Origin of the sequence: Corynebacterium sp. (assembly GCF_043426755.1) — a bacterium.
Classification (GTDB): Bacteria; Actinomycetota; Actinomycetes; order Mycobacteriales; family Mycobacteriaceae; genus Corynebacterium.
Map to the genome: position 1 here is coordinate 1 of NZ_JBHWRP010000054.1, position 17,828 is coordinate 17,828.

A 17,828-nucleotide genomic window follows, 5' to 3' on the forward strand; every position below is an offset into this window, starting at 1 on the left:
ATTGGTGTTGTGGGCCCGAACGGCGCCGGTAAGTCGTCGCTTCTGAAGATCATGGCTGGCATCGACCAGCCCAATAACGGTGAGGCATTCCTGGACCCAGGTGCCACCGTGGGCATCCTGCTGCAGGAACCCCCTCTGAATGAGGAAAAGACTGTGCGTGAAAACGTCGAGGAGGGTCTCGGCGACATCATGGTGAAGAAGCAGCGCTTCGAGGAGATCGCCGAGGAAATGGCGACAAACTACTCGGACGAGCTCATGGAGGAAATGGGCAAGCTGCAGGAGGACCTCGACGCAGCAGACGCATGGGAGGTTGACTCCAAGATTGACCAAGCGCTGAACGCGCTGCGCTGCCCGCCTGCCGACGAGCCCGTCACCCACCTCTCTGGTGGTGAGCGTCGTCGTGTGGCTCTGGCGAAGCTGTTGCTGACCCAGCCTGACCTGTTGCTTCTCGACGAGCCGACGAACCACCTGGACGCTGAGTCCGTGCTGTGGCTGGAGAAGCATCTGCAGGACTACCCAGGTGCCGTCCTGGCAATTACTCACGACCGCTACTTCCTGGACAACGTCGCAGAGTGGATCTGTGAGGTTGACCGCGGAAAGCTGTACCCATACGAGGGTAACTACTCCACCTACCTGGAGAAGAAGGCGGAGCGCCTCGAGGTTGCTGGCCAGAAGGACAAGAAGCTGCAGAAGCGCCTGAAGGACGAGCTGGCATGGGTGAAGTCCTCACCGAAGGCTCGCCAAGCGAAGAACAAGGCGCGTCTGGAACGCTATGAGGAGATGGCTGCGGAGGCAGAGAAGTACCGCAAGCTGGACTTCGAGGAAATCCAGATCCCAACGCCACCACGCCTGGGCAACCAGGTTGTGGAGGTAGAGAATCTGGAGAAGGGCTTCGACGGCCGTACTTTGATCAAGGACCTGTCGTTTACGCTGCCACGAAATGGCATCGTGGGCGTGATTGGCCCGAATGGTGTGGGTAAGTCCACCCTGTTCAAGACCATCGTCGGCTTGGAAGAGCCGGATGCGGGCACCGTGAAGGTGGGCGACACTGTTCAGATCAGCTACGTCGACCAGAACCGTGCGAACATCGATCCGGAGAAGACGGTGTGGGAAGTCGTTTCTGACGGCCTGGACTACATCGTGGTGGGGCAGAATGAGATGCCTTCGCGCGCTTACCTGTCCGCCTTTGGTTTCAAGGGTGCAGATCAGCAGAAGCCATCGAAGGTGCTTTCTGGTGGCGAGCGCAACCGTCTGAATCTGGCGCTGACCCTGAAGCAGGGCGGCAACCTGATCCTGCTTGACGAGCCGACAAACGACCTGGACGTCGAAACACTCGGCTCCCTGGAGAACGCGCTGCAGAACTTCCCGGGCTGTGCAGTGGTCATTTCGCACGACCGCTGGTTCCTGGACCGCACCTGTACCCACATTCTTGCGTGGGAGGGCGACCATGAGGAAGGCAAGTGGTTCTGGTTCGAGGGTAACTTCGGCGACTACGAGAAGAACAAGGTCGAGCGTTACGGCGAAGAGGCCGCAAAGCCAAAGGCATCCACGCATCGCAAGCTGACACGATAGCGGAAAGCCAGATAGGATTACCTTTTATGTCGGACCAATCTTCAAATATCCATCTCCACGAGGTGCCTCTGCGCTGGGGCGACTTTGACCGCTACGGGCACATCATGAACGCCCGTTATGTTGAGATCGCCCAGGAAGCACGCGTGGAGTTCGCGGACGAGTACTTCGAAAAGCGTGGCCACGAGTTTGCAGTATTCGTGCGCCACATTGAGTGCGATTTCCTGCGGCCGATCCTGCCTGACACGAAGACGGTTGTCGTCGAGACGCAGGTTGTCGAAATCGGCAACACGTCCTTCACTACCCGCCAGGAGATCAAGGACCGCCAGGGTCGCACCGCGTGCGTCGTCGAGTGCGTGCAGGTGGCCATCGACATGGAGGTAGAGCGCCCGCGTTCCCTGACCCAAAAAGAAGTGGGCATCCTGACCATGAAGCCGGAGGAGCCCGCAGAGTGACGGATGAATCACTCACCATCACCGACGGTGCTGCTGGCCTGCGTTCTTTGGTCGGCCGCACCGTCGGCATGGACGCTTCGGCGTCCGCACGGTTCTCGGCGCGTGACGACGGCACCGTAGACGTTTTCGTCTCCACGCCCTTCGAAGTGATTGCTTCACGACGAGTCGTCGGCACCTGCTCGCGTGATGGGGCAGTGGTGTCTGCAACTGACCTGCTTGATGCTCTTGCCGAAGAACGTTCCTACATCGGGGCTGCCCGGGACCCGAATTGGATTGGTGCTCTTCCTCCAAAAACGGGGTTTGTGGAGCGCGAGGTGCTCCCGGTCACCGTCGTGCGTGGTTTGGCCGACCAAGGCCAAGATCTAGCGCGTCAGTTTTCCGGGCCGCTGGGACCGCCGAAGTCCCTTTTGGACCAGACGGTGATCACTATCGACGATGAGGTGGAGATTCCCATGCGGATGATCTTCGCCTGCACGTCGCTGGGCTTGATCCCCGGGTTTTCCGCGCCGGTGGAGATCCCTCGCCACCTTCGCGTCTCGACGATAGGCCGGTGGACCCGGTTGGATGCCCCATTTGGGTCTGTGTACCATTCATCAGGCCTTGGGCTGTTCGTCTAAACGTTCTATAGCCCTTTAGCCGCGTGGAGTATTGTTGCACCACGCGGTTATTTTTATGATTTTTATCACACCCTATTTCGAACGCGCGTTCCCTGGGTTAAAATGGGGTAGTCAATGAACGATACGGGGACATAATCGGGACAATTTCGTCGAGGGGGTGACGAAGCCATGTGGCACTCGAATACAGGTGAGGCATACTACGCAGTCTGCTCCGACAAACCGAAGGCCAGGAAGCAACGGCTCTTAAGGCAACTTGAGTACGACATCTGGAAAGGCCTCTTCGCCGATACCGAGGCACCACAAGAAGTGCGCGACTGGTCTGAATATGCAGCCGGACTGTCCGCAGACCTTGGCGTGTCTGAAACGATGATTGCCAACAACCTTCTCGCGATGGACACGCTCATTGCCCTTCCACGCTTTCAGCTATTGGTGGAATCCTTATATCACGCGAATATGATCCTGCTACGGAAGATCGCAGCCACGCTATGCTGCGACACCTTCTGGGATCATCCAGAGAACCAGGCCATCGTCGATGAGTTTCTGACTGAATTCCTCACCCCGACGAAACCCGCCCAAGTCATGCCTGGGCCCCGGGCAGTAGGGAACAGGCTCGAAGATCTGCTGCGCGAATTAAGGAATGCCCCAGAGGCCGAAGAGTCCGAACCAGCAGTCCCGGACCACTACGTCGAGGACAACAAAGACGGAACCTTCACCACCTCCAGCACCTGGGATGGATACACCACGGCCCAGATCGATGAGGCAATTCGCGCATTCGCCGCCAAAGAAAAGATCTCCTTGGCTCAAGCCCACGCACGCCTCATCTTGGAAGATATTGATCTTTCTGTTGTCCTCAACGTGTACAAGGCCAGCGACGTAGCAGAGGCGTGTGCATGGATGCCTGGCTCCGGAAATCTCAGCCCAGAGGAAACCGAGGCCGCTGAGCGGGACGCACAGACTGTCCGTGACATCATGGCCGCAAAAGACAGGGTGACCGAACAATACGCGGCTACCGGCCTGATGCGCGCGTATATCAACGGGCGCGACGGGACCTGCCGCTGGCCAGGTTGTAACCGCCCAGCTACCCACACCGACAAAGACCATTGTGTCGACTGGGCCAAGGGCGGACCGACCAGCCCGAGAAATCTGGTCAGTCTGTGTAGGCACCACCACAATCGGAAAACTGACGGGTTAGTTCACTACATCTTCGAACCGATCAGTGGTGACGTCTACTGGCTATTCAGGGACGGCACTTGGGTCGTCGACGAAGCCGACGGGCTCCTCGCACCGAAGAATGCCCGCTGGAAAGTAACCCTCAACCAGCGGAAGAAGCGAAGACGTCAAAAGGCTGGACCGAGCAAACAGACCAGCCCGCCGACGAAACGCGCACCGCAATACGAAGGGCCGCCACCGTTCTAACTGGGGGCTACTTGTTGATCATCATTGCTGCGACACGCACCATATGGTCCCAGAGTGCCGCGCGATGCTCGTCGGAAACTTCCACGCTGTCCAAAGAGTTATGCATCAACTCAAGCCAGCGTTCTGCCTCCGGCTCCCCGATCTCATAGGGGAAGTGGCGCCTGCGCAACATCGGTGCCCCACGCTTCTCGTTGAAAGTGGTAGGCCCGCCCCAATACTGGGCGAGGAACCACTTCAAGCGCTGCTCGGCCCCCTCCCAATCATCTTGGGGGTACATTGGGCCGATCAGGTCGTCGTCACGCACCTGCGTGTAGAAGCCTTCGACGAGCGCGGAAAAGAACGCATCGCCGCCGACTTGTTCATAAAAAGATGTGGCCATGGCACAACCCTACGGGCAGTTACTCTTCTTCGCTGCCTGGGAACTGAATTCGGCCATTCGGGTAGGGGAGCGGCACCCCAGCGCTTTGAAGGTCATCAAGGATGCGCCGGTTGAGATGCCGTTGGACGCTCCATTGCTGGCCAGGCAAAGTTTTTACCGAAACGCGGTAGCTCATATGGTCAACGGCGAAATCGGTCACGCCATTCAGGACGGGTGGCTCCAAGACGGAACTCTTCCACTCATCGCCCTCAAGGGCTCGCTCCGCAGAAGAAATGATCGTGTCGGCCACCGCGTCAGGGTCTGCTTTGAGCGACACAGGGATCTGGACGCGGGCCACTGAGTAGGAAGCAGAGTAGTTGCCTACCTGCAAGATCTCGCCGTTGCGGACGTACCATAGTGTGCCGTCGATGTCGCGCACCGTCGTAATGCGCAGGGTGACTTCCTCGACATCGCCGGAAATGTCGTTGACCTCAATCGTGTCGCCCACTCCGTATTGGTCTTCCAGCAGCATAAAGATGCCGGACAGGAAATCCTTCACCAGGGACTGTGCGCCGAAACCGATCGCAACACCGACCACACCGGCCGAGGCGATCAGTGGGCCAATATTCACGCCGAGCTGGTCTAGGACCGCCAGGGCTGCCCAGACCCATACAATGATCGCTACCGCGGAGCGGCCCACGCTCGCCAGGGTTTTCACGCGTTGTTTTCGGCGCTCCTCCTGCGCTTTCTGCTGCGCGGAGAGCTCCCCGCTGGCGGAACGGAAAAATAGGGGGAAGTTGTTGCCGCCACTGTCAATGTTGTGGCGGGCAGCGCGGTTGATCACCCGCACAAGAATCCAATGAATGATCGCTGCGACGACCAGGATGACCAGAATCTTCAGCGGTCGCTCGATGATCCATTCTTGGGTCACGGGGTTGTTCCACCATTCGTTGACGCTACCGACGGCATCATCGACTGATGTGGGTACTGGCGTGCTTTCTTCTTGGGCTAGGTAAGTGTTCAAATGACTCCTTTCTTCACGGGAACATTGTAACGGTGCATATAATTCACCGCCGAGTGAACAGCTTGGTCTACTATGTGTCTAATCTCGAACTAGAAAGGAACCCTATGTCCAACGGTTCTGGTTTTTCCACCGACTCCATCCATGCCGGTTACGAACCCGACAGTTTGTACGGGTCCATCAACGTACCCATCTACGCGTCGACCACCTTCCAGCAAGATGGTCTTGCGGAATTGCGGAACGGCTACGAATACACGCGCGTGGGCAATCCGACGATCACGGCACTAGAAAAGACCGTCGCCGCCCTTGAACGCTCGGACTATGCGGTCGCGTACGCGTCAGGCATGGCGGCAATCGATACGGTGCTGCGCATCCTGTTGAAGCCGGGTGACCACATCATCATCGGCAACGATGCATACGGTGGCACCTACCGCCTGATCAACCAAATTTTCAACCAGTGGGGCATTGAAAATACCGTCGTCGATACGACGAAGCCGGAACAGGTCCAGGCAGCTATTCAGGACAACACCAAGGTGATCTGGGTGGAAACGCCAACCAATCCGGCGCTCGATATCGTCGATATCCGCGCGATCGCTGACATCAAGGGCTCTACGTCCCTCGTCGTTGACAATACCTTCGCCTCCCCGTACCTCCAGCAGCCTTTGGCGCTCGGTGCGGACGTCGTTGTGCACTCGACGACGAAGTACCTGGGCGGACACTCGGATGTGATCGGTGGCCTCGTCTGCGCCAACGATCCTGCGCTAGAGGAGCAGCTCCGCTTCTTCTTTGGCTGGGTCGGCGCGATCCCATCGCCCTTCGATACCTACCTGACGGCTCGCGGAATCAAGTCGCTGAGCGTGCGCATGGACCGCCACTGCGATAACGCGGAGAAGGTGGCGGAGTTCCTGCAGGGGCGTGAGGAGGTGGCTCGCGTGTGTTACCCGGGTCTGCCGGATCACCCGAACCACGAAGTGGCGAAGAAGCAGATGAAGCGTTTCGGCGGCATGGTGTCCGTGATTTTCCAAACGGAGGAGCAAGCGAAGAAGTTCTGCAAGTCCACCAAGCTGATCGCGCTGGCAGAATCGCTCGGCGGGGTGGAGTCATTGGTGGAACACCCGGCCACCATGACTCACGTGTCCGTCGAGGATTCCGATTTGGCGGTGCCGCGCGAGCTGGTTCGCATTTCCATCGGGATCGAGGACGTGGAAGACCTGATCGCCGACATCGAGCAGGCCCTCGCTCAGCTGTAGTTTGCGAAGGAAACTTAACGTCGCACGCGAATTCCCCTATATCTTAGGTTGTGGACGTATTCCATAATCGGTGTACCGAACAACCAACGGAGGTGTTATGGCCCGCAAACCTGCCTATGTGGCCATCGCTGAAACGCTTCGCAAAGGGATCGAGGATCGCACCTACAAGCCGGGGGATCGTCTGCCCGCGGAGCGTGAGCTGGTCAGCGAGTTCGACGTTGCTCGCATGACCATCCGTCACGCCCTCGACCTCCTGCAGATGGAGGGGCTGATCGATCGCAAACGCGGCCGCACCGGGGGCACGTTTGTCCGCGCGGTTCCGCCCATGCTGGAGCTAACAAAGATCGACGGCGTGGATGCCCAACTTGATTCCCTGGAGATTGCACACTCTCACGAAACGCTCAGCCAAGGGGTCGTCTCGGCCCCGCACCCAGTGGCAACGGCCTTCAAGATCAACTCGGGCGATGACGTATTTCGGGCGGAGGTGCTGCGTTATATCTCCGGGGTGCCAGGGATTCTAGAGACCATCTTTGTACCGCTGGAATATGCAGACATCGCGCAGCACCTCGACCACTCCCTGATTGACGCGTTGGCCAATAAGCTAGGGGCGGACGTCGACAAGCGCGAAGACGTGATCGTGCCAGGGGCTGCCACAGACGCAGAGCGCAGCCGTTTGGAAGTGACCAGCGCTGCGCAGGTCCTGCGGATCACGCGGACAACACACCTGCGTAACGACGACATCGTCGCCTTTTCCTACGTGGCAATTCGCCCGGACGTGGCTCAAGTCAAGGTTGTCACCGCGCGGGATTAAACCAGGCGGTAGCCGGATCCGCGGATGGTTTCGATCTTCTCTGCACCAATCTTCTTCCGCAGGGTCCGGATATAGACGTCGACCACGTTGGAGCCGGGATCAAAATCCATCCCCCAGACCATGGACAGCAACTGGGCGCGCGAGAGGATCTGGCCGGGGTGGCGCATGAACGTCTCCAACAGGCTGAGCTCGCGGCGGGACAAGTCTTTCCACTTGCCATCCACCTGAACCCGCTGGGAGCACAGATCCAGCACCAAATCGCCGCGCGTGAGCTCCACAGAGGAAGGTGACTGCCTTTCGCTCAGACGAAGGCGGACGCGCGCCAGTAACTCGGCGAACTGAAAAGGCTTCGGCATGTAATCGTCGGCACCGCCCTCAAGCACGCGGACGCGGTCTTCCACTTTGGTGCGCGCCGTCAACACGATGATGGGCAGGGTGACCCGCAGCGTACGGAGCTGTTCTAACACGTCGGCCCCGTCCATGTGGGGCAGGCCGAGGTCCAAGATCATGAGGTCGTAGTCGCCAGTGCGCGCCATGGCAAAGGCCGCCGGCCCGGAATCAACCGTGTCACACGGGTAGCCCGCAGCCGTCAGGCCGCGTTCGATGAAGTCGGCGATCCCATGGTCGTCTTCGGCGATCAAAATTCTGCTCATAGTGTTTCTCCGTCTCGATTCAAGACCTCAGGGTCCTCCGGGGCAGGAATTTCCAGCCCAAAAATACTACCAAGCCCAACTGTAGATTCAACGAACGCGTGGCCCCCGTGGGCCTCACCAATCGCCTGCACAATCGACAGGCCCAGGCCCGCGCCACTCGGCCGCGACCCCAGGTTGTCCCCGCGGGAGAAGCGGTCGAACAGCTTCCCGCGCGTCTCCTCAGGGATACCTTCGCCACGGTCGCGCACCCAGAAACGCACGGTCCGGTCTTCGCCCTCGCCCAGCAGGGTACTGCCGATCTCTACCTGCTCGTCGGAATACTTCAGCGCATTGCCGAACAATTCCAGCACCGCCTCGGTGACTCGTTCCGCGTCGAGCTCCGCCTCACCTTCGGCCATCTCGACAAGGCGGGCCCGCTCGTCGATAGTCGAGGCTTTATCGTCGATGGAGATCGTCAGCTCTGTCAGGTCCGTCAGCTCGGGTTGGACGAAATCGCCCGAATCCGCCACGGCCAGGGTGAGCATGTCGTTGACCATGCGCGCCATCCGATCCAGCTCAGCGGTGGCCAACTCGATGGATTTCGCCTGGTCCTCCGGCGCGGTATACGGCAGCAGCTCGAGCTGCCCGCGCACCACGGTGATCGGAGTGCGCAGCTCGTGCCCGGCGTCGTCGACGAACTGCCGCTGGTCGCGGTAGGCGGCCTCGATGCGGTCGAGCATCGCGTTGAACGTGATCGCCAGTTGCCCGATCTCGTCGTTCGATTCCACAGGCACGCGCGCGGTCAGGTCAGAGTTGCTTATCGACGAGGCGACCTTCTGCAGCTTGCGGATCGGCGCTGTGATCTGCCCCGAAATGAACCATGCCATCAACATCGCGGCAATCAGACCGCCCAGCGAGATCAGGCTGATCCACATCATGTTGTTATTAGCTTGGGTCCGGTCGGGTCCGGAATCATAAATCACGGCGAAGGTTGCATTGTCGTCGATTTCCACCCGGCCCCAGTGCATCCCCTCGTACCGGCCGCCGTGGGAGGGACTATTGAGGATCTCGTGCACGATGGGATCGTCGAAAGCCACCGGATCCGGTTGTTCGCCAGACAGCTGGGAATAGTCTAGTTGGAGCATTTTCCCGTCGATCAAGCCCAGCATATTTTCCGTGGGGTCAGGGATCTGCCGCTGGAGATAGACCTCGATGAGGCGCTGCGGATCGTCGAAAGCTTCACCGGTTTCAGGATCAACGCCATCGTTGGCGAATTTCGCAAACTCGTCGATTTCTTGAACCACCGCGCCGTTCACGCTGTCAGTGATCTGGCCCATATAAAACGAACGAGTAAAGACTAATACCGCGGAGAGTGCGAAAAACACCACCACGGTCGTCCACACAACCACCCGTCTTCTCAGAGAGGTGGCCAGTGGCTTCTTTTTAGTCGTCATCCCAATCGTCGTCCCAGTCATCATCCCAATCATCGTCGTCCCAGTCATCGTCTGTCCACTGCGGCGCCGGGTTATAGGGCTGCGTGTACACAGGGGCAGGGGCCGGTGGGATGTACTGCTGCTGCGGCGCAGGTGCTGGGGCAGGAGCCGGAGCAGGGGCTGGGGCTGGCGCCTGGGCTGGGGCGGGTTCGCGCTGCGGCTCTTCAGGAGCGGGCTCGCCGTTGCCTTCCGCAGCGCCGGATTCAGCACTGCTCGAGGTATCTGAACTGCTCGAGGTATCCGAACTGCTCGAACTGCTCGACGTACCCGAGGTGCTGGTTTCCGGGTTCAGCGTGATGCTTGCGGCCTCCTCCGGGACATCGGGTGCCTGATTGTTGTTCGCTAGTGCAGCACCGCCGACGGCGACGAGCACCAAGAGAGCAACGATCGCCATGATGGGCGCGAACTTGCGCAGTGACGTCATGATTTTGATCCTTTAGCGGTCCGGTATTCTGTGGCTATAGCCTCAGTCTGCCATTCGCCTCTGAACTACACATGAAACCACTATGAAAGTTCTTTCATGTCCCGTTCCTTATCAACCAAGCGGTTTCGGCGAGCACGCTCCACTTTATCCCGTTCTTCAGAAAGTATCCTGCGCAGTCCCTGCGGCAACTCACCGGCCAAGAGCTCGTCGGCACGCGCCAAAGCCGCATCAGAGAGGTCCCGCGCCGGGTAGAGCCCAGTCAGCGTGCGCTGCGCCATCTCTGAGGACTGCTCCTGCCACACGCGCCGCGCCTGGTCGAAGTAGGCATCGGTGAAGTCACCGCCGTCGGTGAAGTTGAAGCCCTCCATCAGGTGGCGCGCCTCCAGATTGGTGCGCTGACCAGACATGACCTCGTCGAAGGCCCATTGCTTATCGACGACCGCCTGCGCCCGCAGACGTGCCAGCTCGCCGGCGGAACTACGATCGCCTTCCTGCTCTAAGGCGTCAAGGTCAAGGTCGCCATGCGCGATGAGCGCGGTGATCGCCAGCCAGCGCACCTCCTGGTTATTAGAGGTCTCAAGCAGCGAGTGCAGGTAGGCGGCACTGGCCTCGGTCTGCGGCAGGCGCGCGAGTGCCCGGTCGAAGATGGTAGCGGGCTCCCTCCCCTGAAAGGCCTCGGCCAAGGTGGCGAAGGCCTGGTCGCGGTAGTTGTCGGCCACGTAATAGCGGGCAGCCATCGCCGCCTGGCCGGCCACGCGCTCCAGCACGGCGGTCTGATCCTCCGCGTCCAAGTGGCGTGCCACCAGATCGACAAAGTCGCGCGAGGGCATCTCACCGGCGCGGGTCGCCTGCCACGCCGCCGACCATGCCAGCGTGCGCGCCATCGGGTCAGCGATATCGCCCAGGTGCTTGACGACGAAGTCCTGCTGCTGTGGGGCAATGCCCATCAGGCAGTAGGTGAGGTCCCCATCGTTGACCAGGGCAAGGTCGTGCGCGACGCCTGCGAATTCGGGGATCTCGGTACGCTCGCCAGTAATGTCGATCTCTACGTGGTGGGTTCGGCGCACGGTGTCGTCGATAAGCGAATAGAGCCCGACGCCGACGCGGTGCGTGCGCTGCACATCGGAGTTCTGGACAACGACGAAGCGGTCGGTGATCTCCGGGTACAGCGTGGAGATGCCCGTGGTCTTCAGCCACTGCTGGGACCACTCGCTCAAATCGCGCCCGGAGGCCTGCTCCAGCGCTCCGAGTAGGTCGTCGGAAGTGGCGTTGCCATAGGCGTGATTGTCGAAGTGGGCGCGTACGCCGGCGAAAAACGCGTCGCGGCCCACGTAGGCCTGCAGCTGCTTGAGCACGCTGGCGCCCTTGGCGTAGGTGATGCCGTCAAAGTTCTGCTCGGCCGTCTCCACGTCGGGCGCGTCGGTACTGATGGGGTGGGTCGACGGGAGCTGGTCCTGGCTATACGCCCACGCCTTTTCCACGTTGGCGAAGGTGACCCACGCGGTGTCATACTCCGTGGCCTCGGCTTGGGTGATCGCCGCGGACCAGGTGGCGAAGGACTCGTTGAGCCACAGGTCGTCCCACCACTGCATCGTCACCAGGTTGCCGAACCACATGTGCGCCATCTCGTGCAAGATGGTTTCATTGCGACGCTCATACATATACGGGCTCGCCTCGGAGGTGAAGACGTACTCGTCGCGGATCGTCACTGCGCCCACGTGCTCCATCGCGCCGATATTGAACTCGGGGCAGAAAATCTGGTCGTACTTAGTGAATGGGTAGGGGCGCCCAAAATTCTCGTGGTAGTAGGCAAAGCCCTGCTTGGTTTCGGTGAACAAGCGCTCCGCGTCCAGGTGCTCCATGATGGAGGCGCGCGCGTAGAGTCCCAGCTCAATATCCTCGAAGGCGTCGTGCACGTGGGCGTACTCGCCGGCGATGAAGGCCACCAAGTAGGTCGATAGCGGGTAGTCGATCACGCAGGTGTGCATCGTGCCGCCGGCCGATGGGCTGCTCGTCGTCGGCTCGTTCATCACCACGGTGAAGGACTCGGGCGTGGTCATGGAGAGTTCATACGTGGCCTTGATGTCCGGCTGGTCGAAGCAGGCGAAGACGCGGTGGGCATCGGCAGGCTCAAACTGGGAGTACAGGTACACCTTCTCGTCGGCTGGGTCGACGAAACGGTGCAGCCCCTCGCCCGTGCGCGAATAAGGGATTTCGGCCTTGACGACGAGGGTCTGTTCGCCCTCCGTGACCGGGAAGGAAAGGTCGCGCAGGGCTTCGTCGTTAAGCGATGCCTCCCACGAGCCATCCATTACATTCAGGTCGATGCTGATCTCGCCCGCGCCGGAGCTGAATGTCACCGTGGTGGTGGAGGTGAAGGTCTCCGGCCCGGTGACGTCGAGGTGGACGCGATAATGGACGTCCGTGATGAGGCTGGCACGGTGGCGGGCGTGGTCGCGGGTCAAAGATTCTGAAGTCATTGCTCCACTCTAACGCTGTAGGCTGGTTGACGTTTCTGTGTGATCCAGTACTCTGGAGAACGCAAGACGGTAGAAACTTAAAGTAAATTTCGGAGGAATTAATTATGGTAACCCCAGTCAAGTTCTGGTTTGACGTATCCTGTCCATTCGCGTGGAAAACCTCGCGCTGGATTAAGGAAGTAGAAACGGTCCGCGACATCGATGTCGAGTGGATTCCCATGTCTCTCTCCGTCCTCAACGAGGGCGCTGACATCCCTGAGGACTACGCCGAAAAGATGAAGGCAAACTGGGGCCCTGCCCGCGTCTTCGCCAAGGTGAAGAACGAACAGCCAGAGAAGGTCGGCGAGCTCTACACCGCCATGGGCGAGATCGTGCACAACGAGGGCGAGAACTCCAAGCAGGACTTCGGCGCTTACGACGACGTAATCAAGCGCGCACTGGAAAAGGTGGGCCTGCCCGCCGAGTACGCCGATGTGGCCAACACCGAAGAGATGGACGCTGACCTGCGCGTCTACCACAAGGCTGGCCAGGACGCTGTCGGCCAGGACTCCGGCACCCCCATCGTCAAGGTGGAGGACAACGCCTTCTTCGGCCCTGTGATCACCCGCTTCCCAGAGGGCGAGGAATCCGGCGAACTATTCGACGCCTATGCGAAGCTCGCAGCATATCCTTACTTCTTTGAAATGAAGCGCGATCGCTTCGAAAACCCGCAGCTAGACGGCTGGAAGTAAGAACTGACCCCACGCCCTTTCTCAAGGCGGTATTGTTGCTGAATAAATATCAGCACCACCACCTTGATTGAAAGGGCGTTTTCGCATGTCCGACAACCCTTTGCGCAACGAATCTAAGCTCATCCACTCCGGCTACACCCCGGGAAACACGGAGCCACGTCAGCTGCCGATCGTGCAGTCCACCACCTACACCTTCGACTCGTCCGACGACATCACTGCGGTGTTCGACGAGCCCACCCACGCCCTGATCTACTCCCGGTTCGCCAACCCGACGGTGATGGCCGTGGAGGAAAAGGTGGCGGACCTGGAAGGGGGAGCGGCCGCCATGGCCACCACCTCTGGCCAGGCCGCAACGGCATTCGCCATCATGAACCTGTGCTCCGCCGGCGATAGCTTCGTGGCGTCGTCGGAAATCTACGGCGGCACCTCGAACCTGTTCAGCACCACGCTGGCGAAGTACGGCATCGAAGTCATCTACGTGGACCAGGACGCGCCGGCCGAAGAGATCGCTGCCGCGTTCAAGCCGAACACCAAGGCGCTGTTCGGCGAAATCATCGCGAACCCGGCGATGAGCGTGCTGGATATTGAGAAGTTCGCTGGCATCGCCCATGACCAGGGCGTGCCCTTGATCGTGGACTCCACCTTCGCCACCCCGATGCTGTGCAAGCCCATCGAATACGGCGCCGACGTTGTCATTCACTCCACCTCCAAGTACATGGACGGACACGCTGCACAGATCGGCGGCATGATCGTCGACGCCGGCACCTTCGACTACACCAACGGCAAATTCCCGGACTTCACCGAGCCCGACGAGTCCTACCACGGCGTGGTGTACACCAAGGACTACGCGGCTGCGCCTTTCATCATCAAGGCCCGCATGCAGCTGATGCGTGACTTCGGCGCCTACCCGGCGGCCCACTCCGCGTTCCTGCTGAACCTGTCCTTGGAGTCCCTCGACGTGCGTATCCGCCGCCACTGCGAGAACGCCCTGGCCGTGGCGAAGCACCTTGAGGCGCGCACCGACGTCTTCCACGAGGTTCGTTACCCAGGCTTGGAATCCTCCAAGTACTACGACCTGGCCCAGAAGTACCTGCCCGAGGGCGCATCGGGCGTGGTCACCGTGGACCTCAAGGGCGGCCGCGAGGCCGGGGTGAAGTTCATGGACGCACTCACGATGATCTCGCGCGAAGTCCACGTCGCTGACTCGCGTTCTTGCGTACTCCACCCCGCATCCACCACGCACCGCCAGGTGCCGGACGAGCAGCTCGCGTCCGTGGGTATCACCCCAGGCCTGGTGCGTCTGTCGATGGGGCTGGAGCATGTCGACGACATCATCGCCGACATCGACCAAGCGCTTGACGCGATCTAGTTCTCATCCGCGATTCTGGAGGCATTTGTGCAACAGAAGCCGAACAGGTGGGTAGTATCTAATTCATGCGCGTTTATTTAGGAGCAGACCACGCAGGTTTCGAGCGAAAGAATGAAATCGCCGAGTACCTGAAAGCTAACGGACACGAGCCCATCGACTGCGGCGCCTTCGAATACGATGCCGAGGACGACTACCCAGCATTCTGCATCGATGCCGCCGCGAAGACTGTTGCCGACGAAGGATCCCTCGGCATCGTGCTGGGCGGATCCGGCAACGGTGAGAATATTGCTGCCAACAAGGTCAAAGGTGCGCGCTGCGCCCTGGCGTGGTCTGAGGAGACCGCGCGCCTGGCCCGCGAGCACAACAATGCCCAGCTGATCGCCATCGGTGGGCGCATGCACACCAAGGAAGAGACCCTGGCCATTGTGGCCGCCTTCCTGGACCAAGCATGGTCCGAGGCGGAGCGCCACCAGCGCCGCATCGACATCCTTGCGGAATACGAGCGCACCGGCGAGGCACCTGAGGTCCCCGGAGCATAAATAGTGAAGGTCAGGCCTGCACGGATTACTGCGCAGGCCTGACCTTTGTGTTTGTGGCGTGAGGGGTTACTCGCGCTCGTTCGGGTGGAAGCCGATGCGGCCATCCTCGCCCTCATCCAGGGAGATGATGCCTTCCATTTCCTTCGGGCTCAGCTCGAAATCGAAGATGTCCATGTTTTCGCGCATCCGCTCAACGTGGTTGGTCTTCGGGAACACGATGGTGCCGTTCTGGATGTGCCACCGCAGCACAACCTGGGCCGGGGTCTTGCCGTGCGCCTCAGCAGGTTCCATGATCTCCGGGATCTCGGTGAAATCACGCTTGAACTGGGCCAGCGGGTGCCACGCCTCCACGGCGATGGAGTGCACCTTAGCGGCGTCAACATCCTTCCACTGCTGGAAGAACGGGTGTAGCTCAATCTGGTTGATCACTGGGGTGACATCGGAGGTGGTCTCCAGTTTGTCCAAGTGCTCAGGCAGGAAGTTGCACACGCCGATGGACTTCGCCAGGCCCTTGTCGCGCTCCTGGATCATGGTCTTCCACGCGGTGGTGTACTTGTCGCGCATTGGTGCAGGCCAGTGAATCAAGTACAGGTCCACATAGTCGGTACCCAGGCGCTCCAGGGACTCGGCCAGCGCCTTGTTCGCGTCCTCGTGGCGGTCCTGCCACAGCTTGGTGGTCAGAAAGATTTCTTCGCGCGGGATACCAGAGTTGGCGATCGCACGCCCCACGCCTTCCTCATTGCCGTAGAAAGCAGCGGTGTCGATGTGGCGGTAACCCACCTCGAGCGCTTCAGAGACCACACGTTCCGCCTCTTCCGGGGCGACCAAGAACGTGCCGAAGCCAAGCTGGGGAATGCTATTTCCGTCGTTGAGAGTAATCGAAGGGATCATGGCTTCAGATCCTACTGAAAAATATCGGCTACCATCCGGCGAATAACCGCTCCAAACGAATCGGACCCTCAACGGGGGTACAGACCCCATCGACAGCCGTGGCCTGGGTGTGCAGCGCCCGGGCCCGCGCCGTCGACGCCACCAGTCCCGGCGCGGTGACATGCCCATGCCTACGCAGCGCCTGCAACAGCGCATCGGTCGGTGCAAGCGCCCGCTCGAGCGCGACCTCGATGCGGGCCGGGTCAGCCTGGGTGCGCACGCGCGGGTCCTGAGCAAATAGTTGCGGAGGCTTATCGACGACCACCGCCACATCTCCCAAACTCAACCAAGAGGCGATGACCGCCTCGCTCACACCTGGGCCCCACTTGCCGCGGAGGCGCACCACGATGTCGGTGCGCTCAAAGATCACGCCCGCGGGTCGTGCGATGGGGTGCGTGATGCGGGTGGCCAGCGCAATGGACTCGGCATTCTTCTCGGCCGCGGCGGCGAGGGGATCGTCGTGACGCGCACCCCAATCCGGTTGTGGGTGGTGGGCGCGGGCGTGCGGCGAGTGGATGAAGGTGGCGCCGGCGTTCCACGCGCGGTAGCCGAAGTCCCAATCTTCGCCGCCGTAGCCGACCAGCGTGGCGTCGAAGCCGCCGAGGTCGGTGAAGAACGCGCGGTGGCAGGTGAGCACCGCGCTGATGATGAAGCGCCAAGAGGTATCGTCGGCGCGCGCTAGGTCATCGGTGTCGGCCCAGGCGCGGCGCAGCCACTCCGGTTCGGTCCGGTCTGGGCCGGTGGTGCGCGTGCCGACGACCACCCCGCGCGGCCGCCCAGCCAGACAGGAGGTGACCTGGCGGAGGTAGTCGGGTTCCAGGATGGTGTCTGCGTCGACAAAGGCGAGGATGTCACCGCTGGCGGCCGCGGCACCTTGGTTGCGGGCGGCTGCGGCGCGGAAACCTTCGTCGGGTTGGGTGACCACGATGGCATCCTCGATGGCTGGTGGGGTGGGGGAGCCGTCGTCTGCCACCACGATCTCTACGGGGCCCGGGTAGTCCTGGGCGCGCACGGATTTGACTGTGCGGGCAAGGACCTCGTGGTCGTTATAGTGCGGGATGACCACGCTGACGGGTGGGTACCAGAGGCGCTGCCACATGCGCGCGACCTCAGGCCAGCCGTGGGGCCGCGGTGCTACCGGCGGGGTGGGGGCGGCGTTATCAATGGCTTCGCGCCAGTGGTCGCGGGGGACAAGGGTGATCTGCTCGTCGTAATGCGTGGCGATCTCCCGGGCATAAGCACTGTCGCTGACCAACACGTGTCGCCCCGCGCCCAGCCAGGTCATCAATGATCCGGAGGCTGAAAAGTGGCGGTGGGCGCACACGGGAATCTCAATGCGGCCCATCTCGCGGGCGAGTTCTTCGTCGTCAAGCCAGCCGGTGATCTCTACCTCAACGCCCAGCTCTTCTGCCCGGGCGCATAAAGCCTGGGCCCACTGTTCGTGGCCGGCCGAGACCTGTCCCAGAAAGCGTAGACGATAGCCGCTCCCAGCAAGCTGCTCAATCACGTCCTCGTGCCCTTTGCCAGGGTAGAGGTATCCCAGGATGCCCACCGTGTGTGGTTCGGGAGCATAGGTGCTGTGCACGGTGGGAATCGGCAAAGGAATCACGTGCGGTGTGTGCGGTGCACCGAAGAAATCGGCCTCATGCTGCGAGTTCACCACGGACACCCAGGCGTGGGCGGCCAGTCGTCGATACGCGCGGGCGCGGTGCTGGAAACGCTGGGCGCCCTCT

Annotated in this window: 17 protein-coding genes; 9 read left to right on the forward strand and 8 right to left on the reverse strand. The window is 60.8% G+C overall.

The genetic code is table 11. The features are described 5' to 3' along the window. The 4 genes from ettA to ACHFGA_RS05160 all read left to right on the forward strand — a co-directional run. On the forward strand, window positions 1–1,572 hold a 1,572-nt coding region (gene ettA, locus ACHFGA_RS05145), incomplete at its 5' end, for an energy-dependent translational throttle protein EttA (protein WP_394281351.1). Between the two features lie 26 nt (window positions 1,573–1,598). Further along, window positions 1,599–2,024 carry an acyl-CoA thioesterase gene (locus tag ACHFGA_RS05150; RefSeq protein ID WP_018582189.1) on the forward strand — a complete coding sequence of 142 codons (426 nt, stop codon included), beginning with the start codon at window positions 1,599–1,601 and terminating at the stop codon, window positions 2,022–2,024. Further along, window positions 2,021–2,641 carry a hypothetical protein gene (locus tag ACHFGA_RS05155; RefSeq protein ID WP_394281352.1) on the forward strand — a complete coding sequence of 207 codons (621 nt, stop codon included), beginning with the start codon at window positions 2,021–2,023 and terminating at the stop codon, window positions 2,639–2,641. Before ACHFGA_RS05150 ends, ACHFGA_RS05155 begins: the two co-directional genes overlap by 4 nt. Before the next feature lie 168 nt (window positions 2,642–2,809). Continuing rightward, a complete protein-coding gene (locus tag ACHFGA_RS05160) occupies window positions 2,810–4,057 on the forward strand; it encodes an HNH endonuclease signature motif containing protein (protein ID WP_394281353.1) in 1,248 nt (415 codons plus the stop codon). 7 nt (window positions 4,058–4,064) lie between these two features. On the opposite strand, the gene ACHFGA_RS05165 is transcribed toward ACHFGA_RS05160, so the two are convergent. Both ACHFGA_RS05165 and ACHFGA_RS05170 read right to left on the reverse strand, forming a co-directional pair. Next, window positions 4,065–4,436: a globin gene (locus ACHFGA_RS05165; protein ID WP_018582186.1), complete on the reverse strand. Its 372-nt coding sequence runs from the start codon at window positions 4,434–4,436 to the stop codon at window positions 4,065–4,067. Window positions 4,437–4,455: 19 nt separating this feature from the next. Continuing rightward, window positions 4,456–5,439, reverse strand: a complete 984-nt coding sequence (locus tag ACHFGA_RS05170; protein WP_394281354.1) for a mechanosensitive ion channel family protein — start codon at window positions 5,437–5,439, stop codon at window positions 4,456–4,458. A 104-nt stretch (window positions 5,440–5,543) separates the two neighbouring features. Between ACHFGA_RS05170 and ACHFGA_RS05175 the strand changes: the two genes are divergently transcribed. After that, the gene (locus ACHFGA_RS05175; RefSeq protein ID WP_394281355.1) at window positions 5,544–6,686 is read left to right on the forward strand and encodes a cystathionine gamma-synthase; all 1,143 of its coding nucleotides are present in this window, start codon (window positions 5,544–5,546) and stop codon (window positions 6,684–6,686) included. A gap of 97 nt (window positions 6,687–6,783) precedes the next feature. Continuing rightward, window positions 6,784–7,497, forward strand: coding sequence for a GntR family transcriptional regulator (locus ACHFGA_RS05180; protein WP_394281356.1), 714 nt, complete (start codon window positions 6,784–6,786; stop codon window positions 7,495–7,497). Here ACHFGA_RS05180 and ACHFGA_RS05185 read toward each other — a convergent pair. The 4 genes from ACHFGA_RS05185 to pepN form a co-directional block, all read right to left on the reverse strand. After that, window positions 7,494–8,150: a response regulator transcription factor gene (locus ACHFGA_RS05185; RefSeq protein WP_394281357.1), complete on the reverse strand. Its 657-nt coding sequence runs from the start codon at window positions 8,148–8,150 to the stop codon at window positions 7,494–7,496. The genes ACHFGA_RS05180 and ACHFGA_RS05185 overlap by 4 nt on opposite strands. Beyond that, window positions 8,147–9,583, reverse strand: a complete 1,437-nt coding sequence (locus ACHFGA_RS05190) for a sensor histidine kinase (protein ID WP_394281365.1) — start codon at window positions 9,581–9,583, stop codon at window positions 8,147–8,149. Before ACHFGA_RS05190 ends, ACHFGA_RS05185 begins: the two co-directional genes overlap by 4 nt. Beyond that, complete coding sequence (locus ACHFGA_RS05195; RefSeq protein ID WP_394281358.1) at window positions 9,573–10,046, reverse strand: hypothetical protein; 474 nt, start codon at window positions 10,044–10,046, stop codon at window positions 9,573–9,575. Before ACHFGA_RS05195 ends, ACHFGA_RS05190 begins: the two co-directional genes overlap by 11 nt. Window positions 10,047–10,126: 80 nt before the next feature. Beyond that, window positions 10,127–12,526 carry an aminopeptidase N gene (gene pepN / locus ACHFGA_RS05200; RefSeq protein ID WP_394281359.1) on the reverse strand — a complete coding sequence of 800 codons (2,400 nt, stop codon included), beginning with the start codon at window positions 12,524–12,526 and terminating at the stop codon, window positions 10,127–10,129. 104 nt (window positions 12,527–12,630) lie between these two features. Between pepN and ACHFGA_RS05205 the strand changes: the two genes are divergently transcribed. The 3 genes from ACHFGA_RS05205 to ACHFGA_RS05215 all read left to right on the forward strand — a co-directional run bounded on the left by ACHFGA_RS05205 (window position 12,631) and on the right by ACHFGA_RS05215 (window position 15,165). Next, window positions 12,631–13,257 carry a DsbA family protein gene (locus ACHFGA_RS05205; protein WP_394281360.1) on the forward strand — a complete coding sequence of 209 codons (627 nt, stop codon included), beginning with the start codon at window positions 12,631–12,633 and terminating at the stop codon, window positions 13,255–13,257. 85 nt (window positions 13,258–13,342) lie between these two features. Beyond that, window positions 13,343–14,626, forward strand: coding sequence for an O-acetylhomoserine aminocarboxypropyltransferase/cysteine synthase family protein (locus ACHFGA_RS05210; RefSeq protein WP_394281361.1), 1,284 nt, complete (start codon window positions 13,343–13,345; stop codon window positions 14,624–14,626). A gap of 65 nt (window positions 14,627–14,691) precedes the next feature. Further along, window positions 14,692–15,165 carry a ribose-5-phosphate isomerase gene (locus ACHFGA_RS05215; protein WP_394281362.1) on the forward strand — a complete coding sequence of 158 codons (474 nt, stop codon included), beginning with the start codon at window positions 14,692–14,694 and terminating at the stop codon, window positions 15,163–15,165. 66 nt (window positions 15,166–15,231) lie between these two features. Here ACHFGA_RS05215 and ACHFGA_RS05220 read toward each other — a convergent pair whose 3' ends face one another. Beyond that, window positions 15,232–16,056 (reverse strand): aldo/keto reductase, encoded by an 825-nt coding sequence (locus ACHFGA_RS05220; RefSeq protein ID WP_394281363.1) that lies wholly within the window; start codon window positions 16,054–16,056, stop codon window positions 15,232–15,234. A 28-nt stretch (window positions 16,057–16,084) separates the two neighbouring features. After that, window positions 16,085–17,828: glycosyltransferase (locus ACHFGA_RS05225; protein WP_394281364.1), on the reverse strand; the 1,744-nt coding region annotated here is incomplete at its 5' end.